At 70.0% G+C, this 25,063-nt stretch carries 24 protein-coding genes and 1 tRNA gene; 13 read left to right on the forward strand and 12 right to left on the reverse strand.

Translation table 11 applies throughout. The features are described from left to right. Window positions 1-84: 84 nt before the first annotated feature. Window positions 85-975, reverse strand: coding sequence for an aminoglycoside phosphotransferase family protein (locus tag A6A25_RS35355; RefSeq protein WP_083668934.1), 891 nt, complete (start codon window positions 973-975; stop codon window positions 85-87). A gap of 19 nt (window positions 976-994) precedes the next feature. After that, complete coding sequence (locus A6A25_RS35360) at window positions 995-2,317, reverse strand: helix-turn-helix domain-containing protein (RefSeq protein WP_241829082.1); 1,323 nt, start codon at window positions 2,315-2,317, stop codon at window positions 995-997. A 270-nt stretch (window positions 2,318-2,587) separates the two neighbouring features. Here A6A25_RS35360 and A6A25_RS35365 point away from each other — a divergent pair, with 270 nt between their 5' ends. Beyond that, window positions 2,588-2,914: a hypothetical protein gene (locus tag A6A25_RS35365; RefSeq protein ID WP_143193608.1), complete on the forward strand. Its 327-nt coding sequence runs from the start codon at window positions 2,588-2,590 to the stop codon at window positions 2,912-2,914. Window positions 2,915-2,927: 13 nt separating this feature from the next. Beyond that, the gene (locus tag A6A25_RS35370; RefSeq protein ID WP_073897710.1) at window positions 2,928-3,290 is read left to right on the forward strand and encodes a hypothetical protein; all 363 of its coding nucleotides are present in this window, start codon (window positions 2,928-2,930) and stop codon (window positions 3,288-3,290) included. Between the two features lie 248 nt (window positions 3,291-3,538). Here the strand turns inward: A6A25_RS35370 and A6A25_RS35375 are convergent, their stop codons facing one another. The 3 genes from A6A25_RS35375 to A6A25_RS35385 are packed head-to-tail and all read right to left on the reverse strand — an operon-like array spanning window position 3,539 to window position 6,818. Continuing rightward, a complete protein-coding gene (locus tag A6A25_RS35375) occupies window positions 3,539-4,330 on the reverse strand; it encodes an SDR family NAD(P)-dependent oxidoreductase (protein ID WP_073897712.1) in 792 nt (263 codons plus the stop codon). 23 nt (window positions 4,331-4,353) lie between these two features. Beyond that, window positions 4,354-5,526, reverse strand: coding sequence for an MFS transporter (locus A6A25_RS35380; protein ID WP_083668935.1), 1,173 nt, complete (start codon window positions 5,524-5,526; stop codon window positions 4,354-4,356). A gap of 47 nt (window positions 5,527-5,573) precedes the next feature. Beyond that, window positions 5,574-6,818, reverse strand: coding sequence for a glycoside hydrolase family 1 protein (locus A6A25_RS35385; RefSeq protein WP_073897717.1), 1,245 nt, complete (start codon window positions 6,816-6,818; stop codon window positions 5,574-5,576). A gap of 101 nt (window positions 6,819-6,919) precedes the next feature. On the opposite strand from A6A25_RS35385, the gene A6A25_RS35390 reads away from it, so the two are divergent. Beyond that, entirely contained in the window at window positions 6,920-7,534 is a 615-nt protein-coding gene (locus tag A6A25_RS35390; RefSeq protein WP_073897719.1) for a TetR family transcriptional regulator, read from the forward strand. A gap of 3 nt (window positions 7,535-7,537) precedes the next feature. Here A6A25_RS35390 and A6A25_RS35395 read toward each other — a convergent pair whose 3' ends face one another. Further along, window positions 7,538-8,725 (reverse strand): amino acid deaminase/aldolase, encoded by a 1,188-nt coding sequence (locus A6A25_RS35395; RefSeq protein ID WP_073897721.1) that lies wholly within the window; start codon window positions 8,723-8,725, stop codon window positions 7,538-7,540. 73 nt (window positions 8,726-8,798) lie between these two features. Between A6A25_RS35395 and A6A25_RS35400 the strand changes: the two genes are divergently transcribed. Continuing rightward, window positions 8,799-10,076 (forward strand): D-arabinono-1,4-lactone oxidase, encoded by a 1,278-nt coding sequence (locus A6A25_RS35400; protein WP_073897724.1) that lies wholly within the window; start codon window positions 8,799-8,801, stop codon window positions 10,074-10,076. A 179-nt stretch (window positions 10,077-10,255) separates the two neighbouring features. Here A6A25_RS35400 and A6A25_RS35405 read toward each other — a convergent pair whose 3' ends face one another. From A6A25_RS35405 to A6A25_RS35415, 4 genes are all read right to left on the reverse strand, one after another. After that, the gene (locus A6A25_RS35405; RefSeq protein ID WP_073897726.1) at window positions 10,256-10,888 is read right to left on the reverse strand and encodes an NAD(P)-binding oxidoreductase; all 633 of its coding nucleotides are present in this window, start codon (window positions 10,886-10,888) and stop codon (window positions 10,256-10,258) included. A 14-nt stretch (window positions 10,889-10,902) separates the two neighbouring features. Then, the gene (locus A6A25_RS35410; protein ID WP_073897728.1) at window positions 10,903-11,520 is read right to left on the reverse strand and encodes a hypothetical protein; all 618 of its coding nucleotides are present in this window, start codon (window positions 11,518-11,520) and stop codon (window positions 10,903-10,905) included. Between the two features lie 370 nt (window positions 11,521-11,890). Continuing rightward, complete coding sequence (locus A6A25_RS44390; protein ID WP_158073876.1) at window positions 11,891-12,046, reverse strand: hypothetical protein; 156 nt, start codon at window positions 12,044-12,046, stop codon at window positions 11,891-11,893. Window positions 12,047-12,196: 150 nt separating this feature from the next. Beyond that, the gene (locus A6A25_RS35415) at window positions 12,197-13,045 is read right to left on the reverse strand and encodes a hypothetical protein (protein WP_143193609.1); all 849 of its coding nucleotides are present in this window, start codon (window positions 13,043-13,045) and stop codon (window positions 12,197-12,199) included. A gap of 479 nt (window positions 13,046-13,524) precedes the next feature. Between A6A25_RS35415 and A6A25_RS35425 the strand changes: the two genes are divergently transcribed. Further along, complete coding sequence (locus A6A25_RS35425) at window positions 13,525-13,992, forward strand: hypothetical protein (RefSeq protein ID WP_073897734.1); 468 nt, start codon at window positions 13,525-13,527, stop codon at window positions 13,990-13,992. Window positions 13,993-14,213: 221 nt separating this feature from the next. On the opposite strand, the gene A6A25_RS35430 is transcribed toward A6A25_RS35425, so the two are convergent. Continuing rightward, window positions 14,214-14,528 carry a helix-turn-helix domain-containing protein gene (locus A6A25_RS35430; RefSeq protein WP_083668923.1) on the reverse strand — a complete coding sequence of 105 codons (315 nt, stop codon included), beginning with the start codon at window positions 14,526-14,528 and terminating at the stop codon, window positions 14,214-14,216. A 69-nt stretch (window positions 14,529-14,597) separates the two neighbouring features. Here A6A25_RS35430 and A6A25_RS35435 point away from each other — a divergent pair, with 69 nt between their 5' ends. Together A6A25_RS35435 and A6A25_RS35440 are read left to right on the forward strand one after the other, a co-directional pair. Further along, the gene (locus tag A6A25_RS35435; protein ID WP_073897736.1) at window positions 14,598-15,491 is read left to right on the forward strand and encodes a hypothetical protein; all 894 of its coding nucleotides are present in this window, start codon (window positions 14,598-14,600) and stop codon (window positions 15,489-15,491) included. Continuing rightward, window positions 15,488-17,197: a hypothetical protein gene (locus A6A25_RS35440; protein WP_073897738.1), complete on the forward strand. Its 1,710-nt coding sequence runs from the start codon at window positions 15,488-15,490 to the stop codon at window positions 17,195-17,197. The genes A6A25_RS35435 and A6A25_RS35440 overlap by 4 nt, the downstream gene beginning before the upstream one ends. Window positions 17,198-17,357: 160 nt before the next feature. Here the strand turns inward: A6A25_RS35440 and A6A25_RS35445 are convergent. Continuing rightward, window positions 17,358-17,443, reverse strand: a tRNA-Leu gene (locus A6A25_RS35445). A gap of 115 nt (window positions 17,444-17,558) precedes the next feature. On the opposite strand from A6A25_RS35445, the gene A6A25_RS35450 reads away from it, so the two are divergent. The 6 genes from A6A25_RS35450 to A6A25_RS35475 are packed head-to-tail and all read left to right on the forward strand — an operon-like array spanning window position 17,559 to window position 25,003. Next, entirely contained in the window at window positions 17,559-18,740 is a 1,182-nt protein-coding gene (locus tag A6A25_RS35450) for a DUF3662 and FHA domain-containing protein (protein ID WP_073897740.1), read from the forward strand. Between the two features lie 55 nt (window positions 18,741-18,795). Continuing rightward, entirely contained in the window at window positions 18,796-19,257 is a 462-nt protein-coding gene (locus tag A6A25_RS35455; protein ID WP_073897742.1) for an FHA domain-containing protein FhaB/FipA, read from the forward strand. Continuing rightward, window positions 19,254-20,633, forward strand: a complete 1,380-nt coding sequence (locus A6A25_RS35460) for a PP2C family protein-serine/threonine phosphatase (RefSeq protein WP_073897744.1) — start codon at window positions 19,254-19,256, stop codon at window positions 20,631-20,633. Before A6A25_RS35455 ends, A6A25_RS35460 begins: the two co-directional genes overlap by 4 nt. 4 nt (window positions 20,634-20,637) lie before the next feature. Beyond that, window positions 20,638-22,101, forward strand: a complete 1,464-nt coding sequence (locus tag A6A25_RS35465) for an FtsW/RodA/SpoVE family cell cycle protein (RefSeq protein ID WP_073897746.1) — start codon at window positions 20,638-20,640, stop codon at window positions 22,099-22,101. Continuing rightward, window positions 22,098-23,561 (forward strand): peptidoglycan D,D-transpeptidase FtsI family protein, encoded by a 1,464-nt coding sequence (locus A6A25_RS35470; protein ID WP_073897748.1) that lies wholly within the window; start codon window positions 22,098-22,100, stop codon window positions 23,559-23,561. The genes A6A25_RS35465 and A6A25_RS35470 overlap by 4 nt, the downstream gene beginning before the upstream one ends. Continuing rightward, window positions 23,561-25,003 carry a serine/threonine-protein kinase gene (locus A6A25_RS35475; RefSeq protein ID WP_073897750.1) on the forward strand — a complete coding sequence of 481 codons (1,443 nt, stop codon included), beginning with the start codon at window positions 23,561-23,563 and terminating at the stop codon, window positions 25,001-25,003. Before A6A25_RS35470 ends, A6A25_RS35475 begins: the two co-directional genes overlap by 1 nt. Window positions 25,004-25,063: the final 60 nt, after the last annotated feature.

Consider the following 25,063-nt stretch of genomic DNA (forward strand, 5'->3'; position numbering starts at 1 on the left):
AGAACCCCGTCACGCAACCCGTCGATGCCTCAGTCGTGAAACGCGCGCCGGGCGTTACCGGTTCGATGCCCCGCGACCCCGCCGTCAGCGGTAAGGGGTCCAGTGGGTCGTGGTGTCGCCCGCGCGCAACGCTTTGAGCCGGCTGTGCAGCTCCTCGCGCACGCCGGGGTGGCTGCGCATGATCGGCAACACGCTCGTGGTCAGCTTCAGCTCCCTGACCTCGCGCAACACCGGGAACCCGGCCCACTTGGTGACGTCGAAGCCGTACTCGTCGGTCAGCTGCCGGTACCACTCGGCCGGGTGACCGAAGCGGGCCACGCCGACCGGCAGGGTGCTCAGGTCCCACTCGCGCGGCCCGACGCTGGTGGAGTCGAAATCACAGATCACCGGGCCGTCCGGGCTCGGGATCAGGTTGCCCAGGTGCGCGTCGCCGTGCACCACGCCCGGCGGCAGCACGGTCCGCAGCTCGGCCAGCCGGTGGTCGGCCTCGGCGCACCGGTCCTCCAGGAACCGGCGGTCCGGCCCGGACAGCTCCTCGGCGTCGGCGATGCGCCGCCGCACGTCGTCCAGCGGCGTCCAGCGCGGCAGCTCGAAGTCCGGCACCGGCAGCGCGTGCACCTGCCGCAGCACCCGGCCCAGGTCACGGCCGTCGACGGGCCTGCCACCGGACGGCACCGTGTGCCACAGGGTGGCCAGGTGCTCGCCCACCACCAACGGCTGCGGCACGTCCTCGACCAGCCGGACGGCGGGCACGTCGTGCGCGGCCAGCCACCGCGCGACCTCGACCACCTTCCGGGCCCGGTGGCGCAGGTTCATCGAACCGACGATCCGCACCACCACCCGGTCACCGGGCAGGTCGAACACGGCGTTGCTGGTGAACTTCACGAGCCGCGCGCCGCGGTGCGCCAACCCCAGTTCGGCGCACAGCCGTTCCAGCACCGCCGTCAGCGCGGCGGAGGTGAACCTGCCGTCCAGGGCCCCGACTCCCCGCAGCTCAGGCCGCGCTGTCGTTGCCGGTGAACTTCGCCAGGCGTTCGGCCAGCTCACGGGCGTCGGGGTTGTTGCGGCGCTTCTCGGCTTCGTGCTGCAGCGGCTTCATCCGGTCCTTGGTGCGGACCGACTTCAGGCCCTCGGACAGCTCGATCGCCTGCCGGCCCATGCGCGCCGCGTGGTCGATGTCGCCGTCGAGCAGGTGGTTGATCGACAGGGACGTGAGGTTGAACGACCGGCTGCGCGTCATGTCCTCGCCGTAACCGCCGATGGCCTTGGTCAACGCGGGCACGGCGGTGCGCGTGTACTTCTTGTCCACGGTCTGCGCCAGCTCCGTGTGCACCGTGCCGATCATCGCGGACAGGTCGTTGGCGTCGAAGAACTTCGCCCACGCGGGCGAGTCCTCGACGTTGGCCCGGGCGAACTCGTCGCGGGCGCGGCTGAGCAGCTTCAACGCCTGGTCGTCGGAACCCATCTTCGCGTAGGCCCACGCCTCGTTGGCGCACAGGATGCCCACGGCGAGTTCAGAGCCGGAGTTCTGCGCGGCCAGCTGGCCGAGCTGGAACACCTTCAACGCGTCGTCCGGCGCGTTCTGGTGCAGGTAGACGCGGCCCATCCGGTACAGGATGTTGGCCACGAGCTCTTCCTTGCGCCCCTGCTTGGCCAGGCCGAGCGCCTGGCCGAAGTGGTTGCGGGCCGAGTCGTACAGGCCGGTGTCGAACGAGGTCCACCCGGCCAGGTTGTGCAGGTCGGCGAGCGCGACGTAGAGGCGTTCCTTGACCAGGTCGGTCGCGTTCGCGCCGAGCATCTGCTGTCCCCACGACAGCTGTGCGACGACGGCGTCGCGGCACGAGCCGCCGCCGTACTGGTAGTCGAGCGTGCGCAACGCCCTGGTGGCCGCTTCGACCTGTCGGACGTCGGTCATGCCGATGCGGCCAGGGGCCGGAGTCTGCGCGGGCGATGAAGCCCAAGACCCGGAGTCCGTACCGAACACGGCCGCGCCGACGGTGATGGCGGCGGCGTGCGCGAGGAACTTCCTTCGCTTCACCGACTCGTCCTCCTCAGAATGGGGTGACTCCGCCGTGGCGGCCACCCTCACTGCCGTGGCCTCGTCGTAAGCGAGGCCCATGTACCCCCTGGGGACACCCAAGCCGGCGGCGATCCGGGCGAGGACGTCGTAGGCCATGACCTGGCGTCCCTTGAGGATCTCCGACACTTCGGACTGCGACTGGCCCGTCAGCGCCGCGATCTGGCGCTGCGAGACACCGTGCCGTCGGAGCAGCCGGTAGACCGCGCTGATCTCTCGTCTGGCCAGGGCGTCACGCATCTCCTGCTGGTCCCAGACGTCTGGTGTAACAGGAGAGCTCGGCGAACCGATGGTGTTCAATTGCGCCCCCTCACAGTCCTTTGGGCGTCAACGGCAGAGTAGGGGCACTCCCCCGACTGCGAGAAGTACCGATCGGCGAGGCTGATCGGCCCTGCCGAACTCCACTGACCGCTTACCGTGGAACGGCCACCGGCCAGCGCTATGACGTCCCGATCCGGGTTGAATCATCGCAATCTAAGTTCCGGTAAGCGAGCGAGCACGGAGAGGAACATGGTTGTGGACCTGATCGAGCGGGCGGTGACCACCCCTGGTGGGTCGGCAGCGCCTGCCGTCGCCCCGGCCACCCCTCCGGCAACCCTGTCTGTCCAGGAGTCGACCGACCTCGACTCCGGATGGCGCGGCACGACCGGGCACCGTCGCTGGTGGCGCATCCGCTGCAGCGACGTGGTCGACCGGGAGCGCTGCCTCACCGTGATGGTCGACCGGGGCCGCGTGGTCCTGGTCGGCCCGCCGGGTGAGACGGCGGTCCTTTCGGCCGACCAACTCGTACAACTCAGGGCCGCGCTACGTGAGGCCGCCGAGCAGGCGGAAAGGTGACGGTGACGTTTCGGTGGACGAGATCCTCGGACAAGTTCTTCGCAACGCGGTGTGGGAGCGGTTGGACCTGCTCACAGAGCTGGCCAGCGAGGCCGACGCCCCGTCCCTCCTGTCGGTGGCACGTTCCGAGCTCCCTCGGCTGACCGAGGGGTGGCGGGCCCTGCTCGCCGCGCACGAACCGGACGAGAAGGGCAACTGCCCCGAGTGCTCCGGACGGTGGCGGCAGCAGAAGAGCCCCTGCTCGGTGTGGCGCGCCGCGTACGAACACCTGGTCGCGGGCGGTTTGGCCCCGCGCCCGGCTCGGCACCTCCGCTCGGCGCCGGTGACGCCTCCTGTCACCCGGTCGCGCCGCGGCATGGTGGTTCGAGCCCACTAACGGGCGGCCCCGACCTGTCGTTCCCCCGACGCGACCAGGTCGAGCACCCGCCTACTGGCCGGCGGTCCGGGACGTGCGAACCCCCGACCGCGACGAACGGACCGCCGGCCAGCTGAAGAACAACAACTCCACAGACGCCGCGGGCCGGTGTTGTGCACACCTTCCCTCCCCGACCGACACCGGTCCGCGGGCACCACTTCGGCCCCATGTCCGCCCCTCCCGCGCGGACATGGGGCCGTTTCGCGTGCTCAGCGGTGCGTGCCGGTCCGCCAGGTGAGGTAGCCGGTCAGCCCCGGGAACAGCCGACCGGCCAGGTCGAACGCCTTGAGCTGCCACGGGAACACGACCTCGTCCCGTTCCCGCTCCACCGCGTCGGCGATCCGCTCGGCCACGTCCCGCGGCGTGACGGTCGGGATCACCCTGGCCAGCGCCGGTATCCGCTCCTCCGCGCCGGGGTTGTTGACGAAGTACCGGCTGCTCACCTTGCCCGGCACGACCTCGCTCACCCCGACGCCGGTACCGCGCAGGTCCATCCGCAGCGCCGCGGTCATGCCGCGCAACGCGTAGCGGGCCGCCGCGTACCCGGTGGCGCCGGGGATCGGCAGGCGGGACACCGGCGAGTTGACGTTGACCACCCGACCGGAGCCACGTACCCGCATGCCGGGGAGGAACTCCCTGGTCAGGTGCAGTGCGGCGGTGAACGGCAGGGCGATCATCCCGGCCAGCTCGGGTGTCGGGGTGTCGTCCAGGAACAGCCAGCGGCCCACGCCCGCGTTGTTGACCAGCACGTCCGGCACGCCGACCTCGGCGATCACCCGTTCGGCGAGCGCGTGGATCCGGTCGACGTCCGCGAGGTCCGCGGGTACGGCGACCGCACGCCCACCGGTCGCCGTGATCCGTTCGACCTGCTCGTCGAGCGCTTCACCGCTGCGTGCCACGAGCACGACAACCGAACCGCGCCCCGCGAGCGTCCGGGCGGTCGCCGCACCGATGCCCTGCGACGCGCCGGTCACCACGACCGTCTTCCCGGCCAACCGCACCGATCTCCTCCTATGCCACCGAACTACGCCACCGAACGGACCCTGGTCACGAGCACCGCCGCGCACAGCGTGGCGACCGCCGAGACGGCGAACAAGCCCCGGTACCCGCCGAGCGACGCCAGCACGAACGTCGTCAGCAGCGGCGCGACCACCTGGGGCAGCGAGTTGGCGATGTTGAGCACGCCGAGGTCCTTGGCGCGGTCCGACGCGGCGGGCAGCACCTGGGTCAGCAGGGCCAGCGCCACCGCCCAGTACCCGCCGAAGCCGACGCCGAGCAGCGGCGCGGCGATCAGCGCGGCCGTCCACGTGGGCCAGGCGACGAGCAGCAGTGCGGCCGCCGCCATCACACCGGCGGACATCAGCACGTAGGGCTTGCGGCGGCCGGTCCGGTCCGACCGGGCGCCGACGGCGAACGCGCCGATCGCCAGCGCCACGCCGTAGAGCAGCATCAGCACCAGCAGGCCGTCCTCCGGTGCCGGGTGGCGGACCACGTCGCCGAGGAAGTACAGCAGGTAGAGCGTGCCGAACGCGTTGCCCAGGTTGATCATGAAGTGCGCGCACCACGCCCAGGCGAAGTCCGGGTGCCGCCGCGGCGACACCCACAGTTCGCGCCACCGCAGCGGCGGGCGGTCGGCGGGCGGCAGCCGGACGTCCGGGGTGATCAGCACGAACGCGACCGCACCGGCCACGACCAGCGCCGCGCACGCCAGGTAACCGTTCGCCAGGCCGCTGACCAGCACCGTCACCACGACCGCGCCGAGCACGGTGCCGAGCATCTGGGAGATGCCGACCAGCCCGCCCACCTTGGCCCGCTGCCGCACGGGCACCCGGTCGGGCACGGCGGAGGTCAGCGACGCGAGCATCCCGTTCAGCCCGGCCTGCACCAGGCACCACCCGATCACCATCACACCGACGGAGGACGCCGAGGACAGCACGACCAGGCCGACCGCGCCGACCAGCGCGCCGGCCAGCGTCCACGGGTGCCGCCTGCCGAACCGGGACGTGGTCCGGTCCGACGACAGCCCGATCAGCGGGTTCGCGACCAGCGCCACGAGTGCGCCGACGCCCGTGACCAGGCCGAACACCGCTTCCTTACCGGCCGCGTCGAGCAGCTCGGCCTGCTGCGGCAACAGCACCTGGATGGGCGCGTAGATGGCCAGCCAGAGGCCGAGGTTGGCCAGGAACAGCCACGTCATCCACGACCGGCGGACCGGGACGACGGGTTCCGCCAGCGCCTGCGCGGTCACCTCCTGATCCGATCGCGGTACCACTCGTAGGAGGCACGCGGCGTGCGTTGCTGCGTCGCGTAGTCGACGTGGACCAGGCCGAACCGCTGCGAGTAGCCCGAGTCCCACTCGAAGTTGTCCATCAGGGACCACACGAAGTACCCGCGCACGTCGGACTTCAGGGCCTCTTCGAGGTGCCCGTCGAGGTACTCGATCCGCTCGGTGTCCTCCAGCAAGTGCGGGTAGCTGCACCCGCTCTCGGTCACGTACACCGGCGGCAAGTCGACAAATCGATCTCGCAACAAGGTGATCATCTCCGACAGCCCGGACGGCACGACCGGCCAGCCGAAGCCGGTCTTCGGGTACTCGTCGATGTCCACCAGCTCGAACGGCAGCGGGTTGCCCTCGGACGGCAGCCGCAGCCGGGTCGGGTTGTAGTAGTTCACGCCGTAGAAGTCGAGCGGTGCGCAGACGATCGCCAGGTCGCCGTCCACGATCGGCAAGCGGTCGGCGAGCGAGTCCGGGTAGCGGCCCGCGAGCTGCGCGTCGGCGTAGAGCCAGTTGTGCAGGTCGGAGTAAGCCTCGGCGGCTGGGGCGTCCTCGGGGGTCGCCGCCCACGCGGGTGTGTGGTTGTTGGCCGTGCCCACAGCGCGCGCTCCGGCGGCACGCAACGCCTGCACGGCGAGCCCGTGCGCCAGGTTGAGGTGGTGCGCGGTCGGCAGCGCGTCGTACAGCAGCGCCTTGCCCGGCGCGTGCTGCCCGGTGGCGTACCCGAGCAGCGTCACCATCGCGGGTTCGTTGATCGGGATCCACAGCGCGACCCGGTCGGCCAGGCGTTCGGCGACCCGGGCGGCGTACTCGGCGAACAGGTGGGCGGTGTCGCGTTCGAGCCAGCCACCCGCCTCTTCCACGGTCAGCGGCGTGTCCCAGTGGTACAGCGTGACGACGGGCGCGATGTCGGACTCCAGCAGCTCGTCCACCAGCCGGTCGTAGAACACCAGGTCGCCCGCGAGCACCCGCGGCCACGACACGGAGAACCGGTAGGCGTTCACGCCGAGGGACCGCATGAGGCCGACGTCCTCGCGGTATCGGCGGTAGTGGTCGCACGCCGCGGAGGCGTCGTGGCCCTCGAACGCCGGGAACGCGTCCCACACCGACGGCTGCCTGCCGGCGGCGGTGAACGAGCCTTCGATCTGGAAGGCCGAGGTCGACACACCCCAGAGGAAGTCGCCGGTTGACGTCACATGAGCCTCCCAGAACATGAAAGTGATTCGGATCGTAGGCGTGTTGCACCGTGAAGTGAAGTGGAAAGGTCCAGGACCGGGCACTATGGAGTCCCGCCATCCACTCAGCAGGAGTCGCCGTGACCAGTACGACCCCGCTGCGCCGCCAGCCGGTGCAGCAGCGCAGCGCCAAGCGCGTCGAGCGGATGCTCGAGGCCTGCGCACAGCTCATCGAGGAGGTCGGCTACGACGGAGTCACCACGACATTGATCGCCGAGCGCGCGGGTGTCGCGGTCGGCTCGCTCTACCAGTTCTTCCCGGACAAGCGGGCGGTCGTGCAGGCGCTGACCCTGCGCAACCTGGAGAAGTTCATCCAGACGGTGGACGGCCGGTTCACCTCGACCACCCTCGAGCACTGGTGGGACGCCGTCGACTCGATCTTCGACGTGTACGTGTCGATGCACCGCGAGGTGCCCGCGTTCTCGAAGCTGCACTTCGGCGACGTGGTCGACCTGCGGCTGCTCGACGACCGGCGCGACAACAACACGGTCATCTCCGACCGCATCGCGGAGATGATCTCGGCCAAGTTCGACATCCCGTTCGCCGAGCTGCAGCTGCCGATCTCGATCGCGGTCGAGGCGGCGGACGGCGTGCTGAACCTGGCGTTCCGCCGCGACCCGGCGGGCGACCAGCGGATCCTGGACGAGGCCAAGGCCCTGGTCCGCGGGTACCTGTCGACCCGGCTGCCGGACTGACTTTCAGCCGAACGAGTGACCTTCGCCCCGGTAGGTGGGCACGGTCCGCTCCACCACGTCGCCCCGCACGACGTGGTAGTGGGTGAACCGCTCGGCCAGCTCGCCCGCCTTGGCGTGCCGCAGCCACACGCGGTCGCCGAGGCGCAGCGCGTCGGCCGCCCGGCCCACCACCGGGGTCTGCACCTCGCCCGCGCCCTCCAGCGGCAGCAGCTTCAGCCCGACTGGCAGGTACGGGGTCGGCCGGCGGTCGGGGGTCGCGGTGCCGGAGGCGATGTAGCCGCCGGAGAACAGCGTGGCCACGTGCCGCTTCGGCCTGCGCACGACCGGCAGGGCGAACAGCACGGCGGGCTTGGGCCGGAAGCCGCGGTAGCCGTCGAACAGGGTCGGGCCGATGAGCCCGGAACCGGCGGCGAGCTCGGTGACCGACGGGTCGGCGGCGGTGACCTCCAGGCTGCCGGTGCCGCCGCCGTTGACGAACTCCAGGTCGGCGACCCGGCGCACGGCGGACACCGCGGCCGAGCGTCGTTCGGCCAGTTCGGCGGCGGAACGGCGTTGCATCCAGCGCAGCACGGCGCCGCGCACCGGCCGGCCCGGCGGCTGGTCGCCCAGGCCCGCGATCTGACCCTCGTACGCCATCACGCCGACCAGCCGGAACCCCGGCCGGCGCACGATCGCCTCGGCCAGAGCGTTCGCTTCGCGTGCCGTGTGCACGGGTGAGCGCCGCGGTCCGACGTGCAGGCCGGGCACCGGTCGCCACGACACGTCCAGCTCCAGGCACACCCGCAGCTCCGGGTGGTCGGCGCCCAGCACGGCCGCGACCAGGTCGAGGTGCGCGGTCGAGTCGACCACGATCGTGATCCGCGCCCTGGCCTTGTCGTCCTTGGCGAGCTCCTGCAGTGCCGCCCGGTCGACCGTCGGGTACGCCACCAGCAGGTCCTCGCAGAGGTCGACCGATGACAGCCACAGCGCCTCGGCCAGCGAGTAGCACATGACGCCCGCGAACCCGGGCCGGGCGAGCACCCGCTCCAGCAGCGCCCTGACCCGCACGGACTTGCTCGCCACCCGGATCGGCCGCCCGCCCGCGCGCCGCACCAGGTCGGCCGCGTTGCTGTCGAAGGCGTCCAGGTCGACGATCGCGAACGGCGGATCGTGCTCCTCCGTCGCGACGTCCAGGCGCGTGCGGTGCTGCATGGGCCTCACCGTACTTGAAAGGTGAATAGCTTTCACCTACGGTTCGTGGAACGCGTCACACCCGGAGGTGGGCATGGGGACCCCGTGGACGAACTGGGCGCGCACCGCGTCCGCGAACCCACACCGGGTGGAGCACCCGGCGAGCGTCGACGAGCTCGCCGCCGTGGTCGCGGGCGCCTCCAGTGTCCGCCCGCGTGGGAGCGGGCACTCGTTCACCGACATCGCGGTCGCGCCCGGCGTCGCGGTCGACCTCGACGCGTGGACCGGCGTGGTCGACGTGTCCGGCACCCTGGTCACGGTCCGGTCCGGCACCACGTTGCGGCAGCTCAACGCCCTGCTCGACGTGCTCGGGCTGGCCATGGCGAACCTCGGCGACATCGACGCGCAGACCGTGGCGGGCGCCATCTCCACCGGCACCCACGGCACCGGCGCGAAGCTCGGCGGCCTGGCCACCCAGGTCGTCGCGCTGGAACTCGTGCTCGCCGACGGATCCCTGGTGCGGTGCTCGGCCGACGAACGGCCCGAGCTGTTCCACGCGGGCCGGGTCGGGCTCGGCGCGCTCGGCGTGATCAGCACGGTTACGTTGCGGTGCGTGCCCGCGTTCGTGCTGCACGCCCGCGAGTTCCCCGGCCGGCTGGACGCGGTGCTGAAGGAGTTCGACCACCTCACCGCCGTCGAGGACCACGTGGAGTTCCACTGGTTCCCGCACTCCGACCGGGTGATCGTGAAGCGGAACAACCGGGTCGACCAACCGGCCGCGCCCCTGTCCGCGGTGCGCCGGTTCTACGAGTACGAGGTGATGGAGAACGGGGCGTTCGGGCTGGTCTGCAAGCTGGCCAAGGCCGTGCCCGCGACCACCAGGACGCTCAACCGGGTGTGCGGTTCGCTCGTCTCGGAGCGCGACTACCGGGACGTCTCGCACCGGGTTTTCGCCACGCCGCGGCGGGTGCGGTTCGTGGAGACCGAGTACGCCGTGCCGCGCTCGTCACTGCACGACGTGCTGCGCGAACTGCGCGCCGCCGTCGCCCACCTCGACCACGGCGTCATCGTGCCGGTCGAGGTGCGGGTCGCCCAGGGCGACGACATCTGGCTGTCCACCGCGCACCGCCGCGACACCGCTTACATCGCCGTCCACCAGTACCTCGGGATGCCGTACCGGCGTTACTTCGACGCGTTCGAGCGGATCGCCGGCGCCGTCGGCGGACGCCCCCACTGGGGCAAGATGCACACCCTCACCGCCGCCACCCTCCGCGACCTCTACCCCCACTTCGACGACTTCCGCCGCGTCCGCGCCACCGTCGACCCGACCGGCAAGTTCACCAACCCCTACCTGGACCGCGTACTCGGCTGACCTGCGACAACGGCCGCCTCACGACGCCAGGTGCCTTGCCCCGGCGCACCACGACCGCCGGTCGCCGGCGATGCTCCCGCAAGGGTCCCCGCCCAGGGGATCCCTGTTCTTGATCCTGCCAGACCGCACCGACACCGCGGGGGCCGTCCGCCCGCGCCTGTGGACAACTCGCGGAAGACCTAGAACGCGTCCGCGACCGGAGTGTCGCCGGAGATCAACTCGTACGTCCGCCGGACCGTCCCGGGACGGTCCAGGAGGGCCACCACGACGGCCGCCACGTCGCCCCTCGGTACGGAACCCCGTAGTGGCTTCTCCGACAGCTCCACCCGGCCGGTCGGCTCGTCGTCGGTCAGCCGCCCCGGCCGCAGGATCGTCCAGTCCAGGTCCCGTTCCCGCAGGTCAGCCTCGGCGGCGCCCTTGGCCGCCAGGTACGCGTCGAACACCTCGTCACCGGTGGTGCGGCCGATGCCGGTGGTGCTGATCTGGATGAACCGGCGCACGCCCGCCTCTTCCGCCGCCGCCGCGAACAGCACCGCCGCGGCCCGGTCCACGGTGTCCTTGCGCGCCACCCCGCTGCCCGGCCCGGCGCCCGCGGCGAAGATGGCCGCGCCCGCGCCGGTCAACAGTTCCGCCACCGAAGCGACGTCCGTCGCCTCCAGGTCGCAGTGGACCGGGACACCGCCCGCGTCCAGCACGTCCGCGTGGTGGTCCGGGTTGCGCACCAGCGCCGTGGCGCTGTCGCCCCGCGCGGCCAACAGCCGCTCCACCCGCAACGCGATCTTGCCGTGTCCGCCCGCGATCACTACCCGCATGGTCCGACCGTAGGTCAGGACGCGGTCGCCAGCACCTGCTCGTACACGAGTTCGTTCACCCAGCGCGTGGTCGCGGTGTCCTCGACCGGCACGGTCTCGTTGCGGCCCGCGACGTCCGTGCTCAGCTGCAGCTCCTCGTCGGCCAGCAGCACCGAGACGCCGTAGCGGCGCACCCGCGGCAGGCAGTTGGCCAGGTAGTCGTGCGTGAACACGACCGACGTCGGCAGCACGGCGGCGGCGTTGCCGAAGCGGGCGAACGGCACCGCCGAGGCCAGCGCGGTCCGCCAGTGGCGGGCGACCGCCAGCACGCCGATGATCCGCACCGCGGCGGGAGGCACGCGGCCGTCCATCTCCGGCCACACCCACGTCGACACCGTCGTCCGGTCCGTCTCCGGGCCCGCGCCCAGGCACAGCCGCTCGGCGTGCGCGTCGGCCAGCAGCTCGGCGACCACGATCACCTTGCGACCCATGAGGACCATCTCGGGCAGCACCACGCCGTGCCAGCCGAGGCGCACCGCCGCGGAGGCGGCCAGCTCCTCGACGGAGCCGGGCAGTTCGGGAACCGGAACAGCGGTCGCCGACAGCGCCCTGGTGTCGTCGGTGTCCGCGATCCGTGCTGGTGTGCTGCTCACGCCAGGGCCTCCTCGGCAACCACGACGGGCTGTCCGTCGCGTTTCGACTCGTGCTCTGGGTAAGGCGTACCAGGTGGGACCGGTCGCACCACCGGGGCAAAAGGCGTCCTGCGATCGACGGCGCCGAGCGGTCGGTAACCGGTCGGCGACCGGTGGGGCGACTTCGGTCCGGCGGTGCTGCCGTCTGGGTGACCCGGGTGGTCCGCGAAACCCCGGAGACTGCTCAGCGTGTGCGTCGCTCGCCTGGAACGACCGCCGAACCGGGACCGGTGGCCCCGCCGACCGGCGCACCACCGACCGCTCGCCGCGTGAAATCGACCGACCGCCTCGGCACCGCCACGTTCGGCCGCGGCTGTGCGGGTGACAGACATCACGCATACACCGGCCGCGAAAAGTCCGGGAAAACCAGAAGTCCCACCCACTGCCGTGGATGGGACTTCTGATTTTGGTGGGCTGCCGACAAAATCCGCCGACCTGCAAGAACAGCGGCGTGCTCGAAGATCTTTTCCACGCTGACGAAGATCACTTCCCGACCTGGGCACCCCGGACAGGGCCCCGGGGCTACCACCGAGGTGACAAGGCACCGCGGACGTCACAGCCGGACTGGTTCGACGTTGACCGAAATCAGGGTCGGCACCGTAGTCGTGATCGTCTCGCTAGCCTGGAAGGTCTCCGGTCACGATGCTGACGGGGAAGCGGTGATCTGGTAGAGCCCTGGCGCGAGTTTGCGTGATCGTCGGCGGACCTGATCGGCGAGGGGTGGCGACCAGCGTGTGTCGTCGGTCCAGATCACATCGGTCAGCTTGTCGGGAGCGATGGCCTTCAGATGGGTCAGGTCGACGGCCGACATGTCGACGGTGATCCCGGAGAGGCCCTCGGCGAGGTGGGCGAACGCGGCCTGTGCGCCCTGTCTGGTGGCGGCGAGGTGGCCGTCGCGGACAAGGACCATGAAAGGCCCTGGTGTCCGCAGTGCCCGCAGGTACAGATCCAGAAGGTGGACGCCGGTGCGGACGGCTTGGACGTGCGGGTTGCCCCCGCAATGGTTCTCTACCCGGACGGCGTGACGCCGTAGGCGTTTGAGCCCGCGGCGGAAGCGGATGATTTCCTGATCCGTGATCGTGGCCCGTTTCAGGGCGTGGCCGAGGTCGTGGAGGAAGGGGCCGGTCCACGCTCGCAAGCTCGCCATCTCCTCAAGGAGTCTGACCGCGTTGGAGCCGAGACGGCCGCCGAGGAGCATGTGGAGGACCGCGTTGACACCTTGGGGCCGCACGAGGCTCGGGCGCACCAAAGCCAGCAGAGCGAGGGCAACCTTCCGCTGGTGCTCCTCACGAGGATCGGGATCCGGACCGTCATGCCGACGGGCACGCGGTCGCTGAACGGTGTTCCGTCGAGCCTGACTGTCGACAGCATCGGCGATTGTCTCGTCACCCGACCGGGCCTCTTGCTGCCGCTTGGCAATCCCTGCGACTCGGCGGGCACGGCGCTGACGCTTACGTGCACGGCGCTCACCCTCGGACTTCGTCATCACCACCATTGTGATGACCAACAGTGATCGTGTCAGCACCCATCGGTGCATCGCGATGCACTGGCGACGATCACATCCTCGCTCATGGGACCCGCCGTTCGCGCCCCGTGCTCGGCCGGAACCGCGCGCATGACGACCGTTAGATCATGCTTCACCTGACGGTTGCCGCTTGCGGGCACGGCACACACATCACCGTGGGAAACAGAGTGACGGCTACAGGTTGCCATCCTGTCCGGAAGTCGTCGAGTTGTGCGTGGTTGCCCCTTCGACCACGTCAGGCCTGTCGTGGTCACATGCACGAGACAGGACGTGGGCATGTATGTGACAGGTAATAGGTAGGGCAGCGACAACGAATTACCCGCATGGTCGAGAGGAAAGCGACAAGGTAAGTTGTCACACCATGTTTTCCCGTCGCCTGTTCGAGTGGTGATTGGTGTGGCGAGCCAGTAGGGGCGCGTGCCGTTCGCTACGGTTCGGGCGTGGAAATCGATCTAGCATGGTCCGACCTTGCGTCCGACCCGGAAAAGTATGTGGCGCAGCTTTCCCGTCAGGAACGGGAGATAAGGACGACGCTTCATCAGGTGCGGCAGCTTCGCCGGTTGGCGGAGAAGGTGCTGGCCCAGCGGAACGAGCTCACGCTGTGGCAGAGCGAGGGAATCCCCGAGCCTGCGGTGGCACGCGAGTCACGACCTGCGGGCGAGGAGGACGAAGGGTCCGCCGGAAGCCGTGGTCCGCGCAAGGTCCTGGTCGTACGGTTGATGGCGCAGGTTCCTCATCGCGCGTGGAAGGTCCGCGAGTTGGCGAATCACTTGAAGATCGACAATGTGAAGAGTCTGCGGGTGAGTCTGGACGACGCGGTCCGCGAGGGCGTCCTGAAAAGAATTCCGACGCGACCTACGTTCTCGGACCCAATGCGGGGGATTATTTGGACTGACTCCGGCGGCTGATGCCGCGAAATAGGGGTCGCCGTCGAACTGTCATTCGACGGCGACCGGGGTGCACGAACAACATCGACCTAGCACAGTCCCGGGTTCTTCGTGCGTCACGAACCTTATCGTTCCGGTTCGGATCGCGGTAGCGACGCACGGGGTTTTCGGCTGCCCTTCCCACGAAAGGGTTACGGCAGGTGACCGCGCATGCGACTTTCTTCAAGGTTCCGACACCGCTGTCACGGTGCGGAAGACTCGTCGTCGTCCCGGACACCGGCAGGCCAAAGTCGCCGGTCGAGAGCACGCTCCAGGTCGGCGATGACGGCGATGGTGGCCCAGCCGCGTCCGTCCAGGACGTTGGCGATGGTCTGCCGGTTGACGCCGGCCCGGCGGTGCAGTTCGGCGATGCTCCACTCCCGTCGGCCCAGCGCCTCGGCCAGGCGGCGGGCAATGGTCTGGGCGGTGAGGGCGGCGTGATCGCCATCGAGGGTCGCGGTCGGCCATTGGCCTGCGGTGATGTGGTCACGCGGGGCGCGGGTGCGGCGGGTGGACATTCACTTCACCCCAACAAGTGCTACTCGAATAGCGTGATCGCTCCGGGCGTCTACCTGCCGAGGAGTGCTGTGAGCCGCCGCGTCGACACGTTCGTCCCCCGCGGCGCGGGACCGGCCTGGGGTCGGGTCGCCGGACAGGTGCGGGCGCTGGTGCTTCGGGCAGATCCGCTGGTGCCCTACGACGCGGCCGAGTTGATGTCGGTGCTGGCCCGGTTGGCGATGTTCTGCGACGGGCATGGTGTCGCCGAACCGCGATCCTGGTTGGAGCCGAGCACGGTGGACTGGTTCCTCGACGTCGGGTGCGTCGGGTTGTCGTCGCATACCCGGTCGACCTATCGGGCCAGGTTGCGGCGGCTGGCCGAGGCGATCCACGGCGTGGACGACGCCAAGCCGATCGCGTTGTCCGCGTCCGACACGTCCCGTCCCTACTCCGCGGGTGAGCAGGCGGCGTTGTGGTCGTGGGCGCGCGCCCAGCCCACCGATGCGTTGCGGGCGGGGTGCAGCCAGTTGTTGGCCTTGGGGCTGGGCTGTGGGTTGGCGGCCGACGAGGTGATCGACCTGCGCACCGGGTGCGTCCGGGTGCTCGATGACGGCACGGTCGTGGTCGAGGTGCTCGGACGTCGCGCCCGACTGGTGGTCTGCCGTCAGAGATGGGAGTCGGTGCTGGCCGAGCAGGTCACCGGGACCGGCGGTGGATTCCTGTTTCGACCGAACGCGGTGCGGGCGAAGAACCTGGTGTCGAACTTCCTGGCGCGTGCTCACCGCGGCCCCACCACCCCTCCGGTCAGGCTCTCGCGCCTGCGGGACACCTGGATCATCGAGCACCTCGTCGCGGGCACGCCGCTGCCGGTGTTGGCCGCCGCAGCGGGTCTGGACGGGTTGTCCAGCCTGGACCGTCTGCTGCCGCACCTGCCGGGCGTCAACGCGGCGCGGGCACGACGCCACCTGCGTGACCTGTCGTGAACGCCGCGGCGGCCGTCGACGGTGTACTGGGCGACGAACTGGTCCTCGTGTCGGACACCGAGATCGACCGTGCACGCGCCTACATAGCCGAGACCGGTCTGGTCGGGTTCTTCACCATGGCGCTGGACCGGATGCGACGCAGCCCCGCGGGACGCCCCCGCACGATCACGATCGAGGCGTTGCTGGTCGGCCTGCTGCTGGTCGCGGTCGTGGACCGCAACGTACTGCTGACCAGGGTAAACCTGATGCTGCACCACCGGATTTCCGCCCGGTCCCGCGATAGGCTCGGTGTGGTGCGGCGTCCGTTGACAGCGGACTCCCTGGAAGCGTCCTATGCGGTGGTTCGGCGCCTGTTCCACACGATGGTCGCCGTGTTCGACGACTCGCCGAACCCGAAGAACCGCCGCCTGACCGAGGCGGAGCTTGCCGCACGCCTCACCCCGATCCCCGACGATGAACAGGCCGATCGCAGGCGACGACGGAACTGGGTGGGCAACCGCCTGCTCGCCCCCAGCCTCACCGGCCTGATGGACGTGCTGCGGGCATACCCGGCGACCGGCAGTTGCATCGACGCCACTCCAATCCGAACCCACGCCCGCAAGCCATCTCGATCCACCGGCACGACCTCGGCCGACCCCGACGCGGGTCTCTACCTGCGCACCGCCACGGAGAAGGCCACCCCAGTCGACCAGCCATCCGGCTCTAAAGCCGCCCCGAGAGCGAGGAAGAACATCGTCAAGGAGCTGTTCGGTTACGAGGCGACACTGCTGGTCAACGGCTCCACCCATCCCGTCGAAGACCGGATCGCCCCACCGGTCGTGGTCGGCGGGTACACGCTCGAACGCCCTGGTCACCGGCCCGGCGGCGCTGCGGTCGACGTCCTGCGCCAGGCCGTCGGCAACGGCTGGCCGGTCGGTCTGCTCGCCGCCGACCGCGCCTACAACAACAGCGACCCCGACACCTTCCAACTGCCCGCCCTCGCGCTGGGATTCGGCCTGCTGTTCGACTACCGCGACGACCAGCTCGGGGTCCAGGCCGAACATGACGGAGCCATCCAGGTCGAGGGACGTTGGCACTGTCCGCACATGCCCACCGGACTCGTCGACGCCACCAAGGACTTCCGGGCAGAACGGACCGACGAGGCGACCTGGCGGCTGCGGATGGCGGCGCGTCGTGCCTACGAACTGCGCCCCAAGGCCAACCCGGACCGCGAAGGCCACCAGCGAATGCTGTGTCCTGCTGCCGGGGACTCGCCCACCGTTCGCTGTCCGCTGAAGAAGCCGTCCATGCAGTTCACCGCGAAGCCCACGGTCGTCCCGGAAGCCGGCCCGGTCGCACCGCCAGCGATCTGCCGGCAACAATCGGTGACCGTCCCGCCCGAGGCTGGTGCCAAACACGGCCAAGCAGTGCCCTACGCGACTCCGAAGTGGAGTAACGCTTATCACACGCTGCGCAATGGGGTCGAGGGCACGAACGGCTACCTCAAAGATCCCACCAACATCAACCTGGAGTCCTCTGGAACCCGACGGGTTCGAGGCATCGCAGCGGTCAGCTTCCTGGTCGGATTCCAACTCGCCGCGTCTAACCTGCGCAAACAGGTTCACTGGCGACAGAAACACCCAACCACTCCGGGGACGGTCCCTCGACGGAGGGCCAGGCGGAGGACCACCCGCTCGCTCACCGAATGGACCAACCCGACCAGCTAGATGCTGTGGGCCGAACGAGTGATCTAACCGACCGCCAGGCGGTGATCCAAAACAACCCCAGACAGCACCGAGGCCCCGCCGGAGCGGGGCCTCAGTGCTGCTGATCAAGCTCGAACCTCAAACCATCGGTCCGACCGGGCTGATTTCGTCATCAGCCCTTTGGTGGGCGAGGGGGGAGTTGAACCCCCACGTCCTTTCGGACACACGGACCTGAACCGTGCGCGTCTGCCATTCCGCCACTCGCCCGGAGCGACGTGGAGAACACTAGCATGGTCCCCGTCCGGGTTACCAATTGCCCCGTGTACCGGCACGTCACCCCGGATACGATCGGGTTGGAAGTCGACCGGGTCGGAGGGTTGCCGTGGGCCTCGTACAGCGCTTCGAGCGCCGTCTCGAAGGCATCGTCGGCAACACCTTCGCGCGGGTGTTCGGTGGCAACGTCGTACCGCAGGAAGTGGCCCAGGCACTGCAGCGGGAGGCGGAGAGCAGCATCCGCGAGTTGGCGGGTGGCAGGTTGCTCGCTCCGAACCACTTCAAGGTCCTGCTGGGTCCGCAGGACCACGATCGGCTTGCCGGGGACGGTCAGGATGAACTACGCATCACCCAGCTTCTGGGGGACTCCATCCGGGAGCACCTCGAAGAGAGCGGATGGGATACCTATGGTGACGTCGTAGTCTCCCTGGAGCGCTCCGACGCGCTGCACACGGGACAGTTCCGAACCAGCTCGTCCGTCGACCCCGACGTGAAAGTTGCCAGCCGACGGTCAGCACCACCTCGCACTGCAGGAGACGGATCCATGAGCCAGCCTCCCGGCTACGGACAAGGACAGGGCCAGCCCGGCTACGACCCCTATGCACAGGGCGGCTACGGCCAGCAGCAGCAGGGCTACGACCAGCAGGGCTACGGCCAGCAGCAGCCCGGTTACGACCAGGGTTACGGTCAGCAGCAGCCCGGCTACGACCAGGGCTACGGCCAGCAGCCCGGCTATGACCAGGGTTATGGCCAGCAGCAGCCCGGCTACGACCAGGGCTACGGCCAGCAGCCCGGTTACGACCAGGGCTACGGCCAGCAGCAGCCCGGCTACGGCCAGCAGGGCTACGACCAGGGCTACGGCCAGCCCGGTTACGACCAGGGCTACGGCCAGCAGCAGCCCGGCTACGGCCAGCAGGGCTACGACCAGGGTTACGGCCAGCAGGGCTACGGCGACCCGGCCGCGGGTTACGCGCCGCCGGCGGTCCAGTCCGGTCCCCGCCAGCTGAACGCGACGCTGCACCTGGACGACGGCTCCAACCGCACCTACAACCTCAAGCAGGGCGGCAACGTGGTCGGCCGCGGCCAGGAAGCGGACTTCCGACTTCCCGACACCGGGGTCTCCAGGAGGCACCTGGAGATCACCTGGGACGGGCACAGTGCCATGCTCGCTGATCTCGGTTCGACAAACGGCACCACGGTGAACGGCACTCCAGTGCAGACTTGGCAGCTCGCGGAAGGCGACGTCGTCCGCATCGGCCACTCCTCGCTGGTCTACCGCACCCAGGGCTGAGCGGTCGATTCGGGCGTAGGCGTGACGGCACTCAAGTCAGGAGCGGTTACAACCGGTGCCAGAGCTGGTGATGCAGCTGACCAGAGCGGGTTTCCTCGTCCTGCTCTGGTTGTTCGTGTTGGCTGCGCTTCGAGTGGTCCGCTCCGACCTGTACGCGGCGTCGGGGCTGCGCGTCCCGACGCCCAAGTTCGGCAGAGGCGCTAGCAAGGCCGCCCGGGGCAACAAGGCGGCCCGGCAGCTCGTCGTGACGCACGGCGCGCTGGCGGGCACGCGCATCTCCCTGGACGGCAGGCCGATCATGATCGGCCGCGCCGACGACTCCACGCTCGTGCTGGACGACGACTTCGCGTCGACCAGGCACGCGCGGCTGTCGATGCGCGGTACCGACTGGTACGTGGAGGACCTGGGCTCCACGAACGGCACCTATCTCGACCGGGCGAAGGTCACGGCCCCACTCCGGGTCCCGCTCGGCTCCCCGATCCGAATTGGCAAAACGGTGATCGAGCTGCGCTCATGACCCTCGTCCTCCGATACGCGGCCCGCAGCGACCGGGGCCTGGTCCGTTCGAACAACCAGGACTCCGTGTACGCGGGCCCCCGCCTGCTCGCGCTCGCCGACGGCATGGGTGGCCACGCCGCGGGCGAGGTCGCCAGCAAGGTCGTCATCGCCGCCCTCGCCCCGCTCGACGACGACGAGCCGGGCGACGACCTGCTCGGTCAGCTGCGCGACGCGGTGATCGCCGGCAACGGCGCCATCTCCGAGCTCGTGCAGAGCGACCCCGACCTGGACGGCATGGGCACCACGCTCACCGCCGTGCTGTTCGCGGGTTCGCGGCTGGGCATGGTGCACATCGGCGACTCCCGCGCCTACATGCTCCGCAACGGCACGTTCACGCAGATCACGCACGACGACACGTTCGTCCAGTCGTTGATCGACGAGGGACGGATCACCGAGGAGGAAGCGGCCACGCACCCGCAGCGCTCGCTGCTGCTGCGCGCGTTGACCGGCCACGAGGTGGAGCCGAGGCTGATGGTGCGGGAAGCCCGTCCGGGCGACCGCTACCTGCTGTGCTCGGACGGCCTGTCCGGCGTGGTCAGCATGGAGACGCTGGAAGAGGCGATCCGGATCCCGGACCCGCAGGCGTGCGCGGACCGGATGATCGAGCTGGCGCTCAAGGGCGGCGGCCCCGACAACGTGACGGTCGTCGTCGCCGACGTGGTCGACGTCGACTTCGGGGAGGACGCGCCCATAGTGGGCGGCGCCGCCGGAGACGGCAGCGAAGACCCACCACCCCCCGACTCGCCCGCCTCGCGGGCGAGTTCCATCACCGGGCCGCGGCCGATCCCGCCGCGGGTCGAGCCGATGCCGATGCCGGACCCCCGGCGGGCGCGCAACAACCGGCTCAAGGCGCTGGCCCTGGTGATCTTCCTGCTCCTGCTGCTGGTCGCGGCGGGCCTGGGTACCCGCTGGTACGTGCTGCGGCAGTACTACGTCGGCACGGCGGACAACGGCGAGGTGTCGGTGTTCCGCGGCGTGACCGGCAGCGTGTTCGGCTTCGACCTGCACCGCAAGGTGGAGGGCTCGTGCCCGCCCGGCGCGCAGGCGTGCGAGCCGATCACGGTGGACGACCTGAAGGTCGCCACCCGGGACGTGGTGCGCAACGGCATCACCGACGTGGACGGCCTGGAGGGCGCCCGGGAGGCGATCCGCAGGCTGCGCACGGAGCAGACGTTGCCGTTCTGCCCGAAGGACAGCGCCGAGCCCACCACGTCCACCCCACCGGTGGACCCGACGGCAACCTCGACCGAGGCGCCCGCGTCCACCAGTGTGGAGGGAACCCCCCTCACCACGCCCGTGCAGAAGCCGGGCACGGATTGCCGAAAGGGTCAGTAGTCGCATGGGTTCGCCGGTCCCCGGCGCTGAGGGCACACCGCTCGCGGCGGCGAGCAGCACGTCGCCCGGGTTGAGGCCGCCCACGCGACGCAGCACCGAACTGTTCATGCTCGCGTTCGCCGCCACGCTGGTGACGGGCGCGCTGATCCTGGTGGAGGCCAACCAGGAGCAGGAACTGAGCATGCGGATCCTGTGGCTGGGCCTGGCGTACCTGGGGCTGCTGACCGTGGCGCACCTCGCGGTGCGCAAGTGGGCGCCCTACGCCGACCCCGTGATCCTGCCGTGCGTCGCGCTGCTCAACGGCCTGGGCCTGGTCATGATCCACCGGATCGACCTGGCCATGGCGGACGTGAAGCTGCCGAACAACCAGGTGTGGTCGTCGGCCGCGCCCAAGCAGGTGCTGTGGACCGCGATCGCGCTGGTGCTGTTCTGCACCGCGTTGAAGGTGCTGTCCGACCACCGCACGCTGGCCCGCTACGGCTACACCGCGGGCCTGCTCGGCCTCGTGGCGCTGGTGCTGCCCGGTGTGCTGCCGAGCTTCATCGCGCCGGAGATCAACGGCGCGAAGATCTGGCTGAGCTTCGGCGCGTTCTCGATCCAGCCGGGCGAGTTCGCGAAGATCCTGCTGATGGTGTTCTTCGCCGCGTTCCTGGTGTCGAAGCGGGACCTGTTCACCATCGCGGGTCGCCGGGTCATCGGCCTGGACCTGCCGCGGGCCCGCGACCTGGGTCCGCTGATCGCCGCGTGGGCGGTCGGCGTGAGCATCATGGTGCTGCAGAAGGACCTGGGCAGCTCGCTGCTGTTCTTCGGCATCGTGCTGGTGCTGCTGTACGTGGCGACCGAACGCGCCGCGTGGGTCGTGCTGGGCGTGCTGATGTTCTGCGTCGGCGCGTTCGTGGCGTGGAAGCTGTTCGGCCACGTGCAGATCCGGGTGCAGAACTGGCTGGACCCGTTCGCGGACCCGTCCGGCGCGGGCTACCAGATCGTGCAGTCGCTGTTCGGGCTCGGTACCGGCGGGATGTTCGGCGCGGGCCTGGGCGGCGGTCGGCCGGACCAGATCCCCGAGGCCAACACCGACTTCATCACCGCGGTGATCGGCGAGGAGTTGGGCTTCGTCGGGCTGGCCGCGGTGCTGCTGATCTACACCGTGTTCGCCATGCGGGGCCTGCGCAGCGCGCTCGCCGTGCGTGACACCTTCGGCAAGCTCCTCGGCGGCGGCTTGGCGTTCGCGGTGGCGTTCCAGATCTTCATCGTCGTCGGCGGCGTGACGAAGCTGATCCCGATGACGGGCATCACCGCGCCGTTCCTGTCCTACGGCGGTTCGTCGCTGCTGGCGAACTACATCCTGGTGGCGCTGCTGCTGCGCATCTCGGACGCGGCCCGCGCGCCGAAGTCCACGCCGAAGCCGCGACCGCAGCAGCCGGCCATCGCCGACCAGTTCACAGTCATGGTGGAGCGTCCGAAATGAACACACCGCTCCGCCGGGTCGGCCTCGCCATGATGGCGATGATCCTCCTGCTGTTGGGCAACGCCACGTACGTGCAGGTCATCAAGGCCGACGACTACCGCAAGGACCCGTTGAACCGGCGGGTCATCCTGGACCAGTACTCGCGCGAGCGCGGCCAGATCATCGCCGCCGACGGCACGCCGCTGGCCAGCGTGCAGCGGGTCGACGACCGGCTGAAGTACCTGCGCACCTACGCCAACGGGCCCGCGTTCGCGCCGGTGACCGGCTACTTCTCCACGCTGTACGGCGCGGGCGGCATGGAACGCGCCGAGGACGACCTGCTCAACGGCTCGGACGACCGGCTGTTCGCGCGCCGGGTGTCGGACCTGATCACCGGCCGCGACCCCAAGGGCGGCAGCCTCCAGCTCACGATCGACGCGAAGCTCCAGCAGGCGGCGTACGAGCGGCTCCAGGGCGTGACCGGCACGGTCGTCGCGATCAGGCCGCAGACCGGGGAGATCCTGGCCATGGCCAGCACCCCGTCCTACGACCCGAACGTGCTCGCCAGCCACGACGTGGACGTGCAGGAAGAGGCGTGGGTCAACTACGACGCCGACAAGTCCAAGCCGATGCTCAACCGCGCGGTGCACGAGAACTACCCGCCCGGTTCGACGTTCAAGCTGGTGGTGACGGCGGCGGCGCTGGCCGAGGGCAAGACCAAGGACAGCGAGGTCGACGGCCGCCCGGTGATCACGCTGCCGGGCACGAGCACCCCGCTGCCGAACTTCAACGACACCAACTGCGGCAACGGCGTCACCGCCTCGCTGCAGGAGGCGCTGGCCAAGTCGTGCAACACGGCGTTCGCGGTGCTGGCCGCCGAGCTGGGCGCGGACAAGCTGCGCGACCAGGCGGCGAAGTTCGGCATCGGCGAGCAGGACCTGTCGATCCCGCTGTCGGTGGTGCCCTCGACGCTGGGCCCGATGTCGGACAAGCCGTCGATCTACCAGACCGGCATCGGCCAGAAGGACGTCCGGGTGACGCCGCTGGTCAACGCGATGATGGCGGCGACCATCGCGAACGGCGGCGTGCGGATGCAGCCGCACCTGGTCGGCAAGATCCTGGCGCCCGACCTCCAGGCGATCAGCGAGACCAAGCCGGACGAGGTCGACGAGGCGATGGACCCCGAGCACGCCCGGGCGCTGCGCGACATGATGATCGCCTCGGAGAACAACACCGGTGGCGGCGGCAAGCTCAGCGGCGTGACCATCGCGTCCAAGACCGGTACCGCCGAGCACGGCGAGAACGTCCGCTCGACCAACCCGCACGCCTGGTACGTGGCGTTCGCGCCGGCCGAGAAGCCGGAGATCGCGATCGCGGTGATCGTGGAGAACGGCGGCCAGCAGGGCCTGTCGGCCACCGGCGGCCGGGTCGCCGCCCCGATCGGCCGCGCGGTCATCGGCGCCTACCTCGGGGGACGCTGATGCTGACCTCCGGCCAGTTGCTCGCCGAGCGGTACCGCCTGTCGAAGCGGATCGCGGTCGGCGGCATGGGCGAGGTCTGGGAGGCCGACGACACCAGGCTGGACCGCAAGGTCGCGGTCAAGGTGCTGAAGGCGGAGCTCAGCGGCGACGCCGAGTTCCTCAACCGGTTCCGCATCGAGGCGCGCACCACCGCGTCGCTCAACCACCCCGGCATCGCCGCGGTGCACGACTACGGCGAGACCGCGTCGATCCCGGACGGGCCGGAGGACACCGCCTACCTGGTGATGGAGCTGGTCGAGGGCGAGCCGCTGGCCGCGATCATCGCCCGCGGCAGGCTGAACGCCGACCGCACGCTCGACGTGCTGGAGCAGGCGGGCAACGCGTTGCAGGCCGCGCACGAGCGCGGGCTGGTGCACCGGGACGTGAAGCCGGGCAACATCCTGGTGACGCCGACCGGCAAGGTGAAGATCACCGACTTCGGCATCGCGAAGGCCGCCGACGCGGCGCCCGTCACGCACAGCGGCATGGTCATGGGCACCGCCCACTACATCGCGCCGGAGCAGGCGCTCGGCCACGCCGCCGAACCCGCGTCGGACGTGTACGCGCTGGCGGTGTGCGGCTACGAGTGCCTGACCGGGCACCGGCCGTTCCGGTCGGAGAACGCGGTGACGGTCGCGATGATGCACATCCGGGACATCGCGCCGCCGCTGCCGCCGGACGTGCCGCCGGGGCCGCGGGCGCTGATCGAGGCGACCCTGGTGAAGGACCCCCGCCAGCGCTACCGCAACGGCGGCGAGTTCGCGTCCGCGGTGAGCGCGGTGCGGGCGGGCCAGCCGCTGCCCGCGCCGTCCGGGCTGGCGATGGCGGTCGGCGCGCCGATGGCCGCCCCGTTGACGCCGCCGCCCGCGCAGCACACCCACCCCCAGCACCACCATTTGGGCAACCCGGTGACCCATCCGGGGTCGCGTCCGGGCATGCAGCCGGTCCCACCAGGGATGAACACTCCGCACACGGGCGCTTTCCGTCCGTTGCCGTTGGGTGCGCGGCCACCGGGGCGCAATCGCGCCGTGCTGTGGGTTATGGTCGCTGTGCTGGTGGTCGCGCTGCTGGTGCTCGGCGTGGTCATCCTGCGCTGGGCACTCAAGGACGACCAGGTGCCCGGCGGGGCGAACCAGCAGGGCACCACGAGCGCCCGCCCGTTGGACGACTCGACCGACCGTCTCCCCGGCAAGCCGAAGGTGACGATCACGAAGTCCGACTACGTCGACCTCCCGGTGGACGAAGTCGTGCAGGAGCTCTCCGGGCTCGGCTTGGAACCCGAGGCGCACTCCGAGGACGGGGGCGCGCCCCAGGACCCCGAGCGGTGCCTGGTGTCGGACCTGGCGCCGACCGGTGAGGTTGCGATCGGCTCACGGGTCAAGGTGACGTGTGTACCGACTTGACGCTGAAACGGTACGAAAGCGAACGCAAGGCTTGATGGTGAGACCGTTGACGAGGAGCGG

This window comes from Saccharothrix sp. CB00851 (genome assembly GCF_001905065.1).
Taxonomy (GTDB): Bacteria; Actinomycetota; Actinomycetes; order Mycobacteriales; family Pseudonocardiaceae; genus Actinosynnema.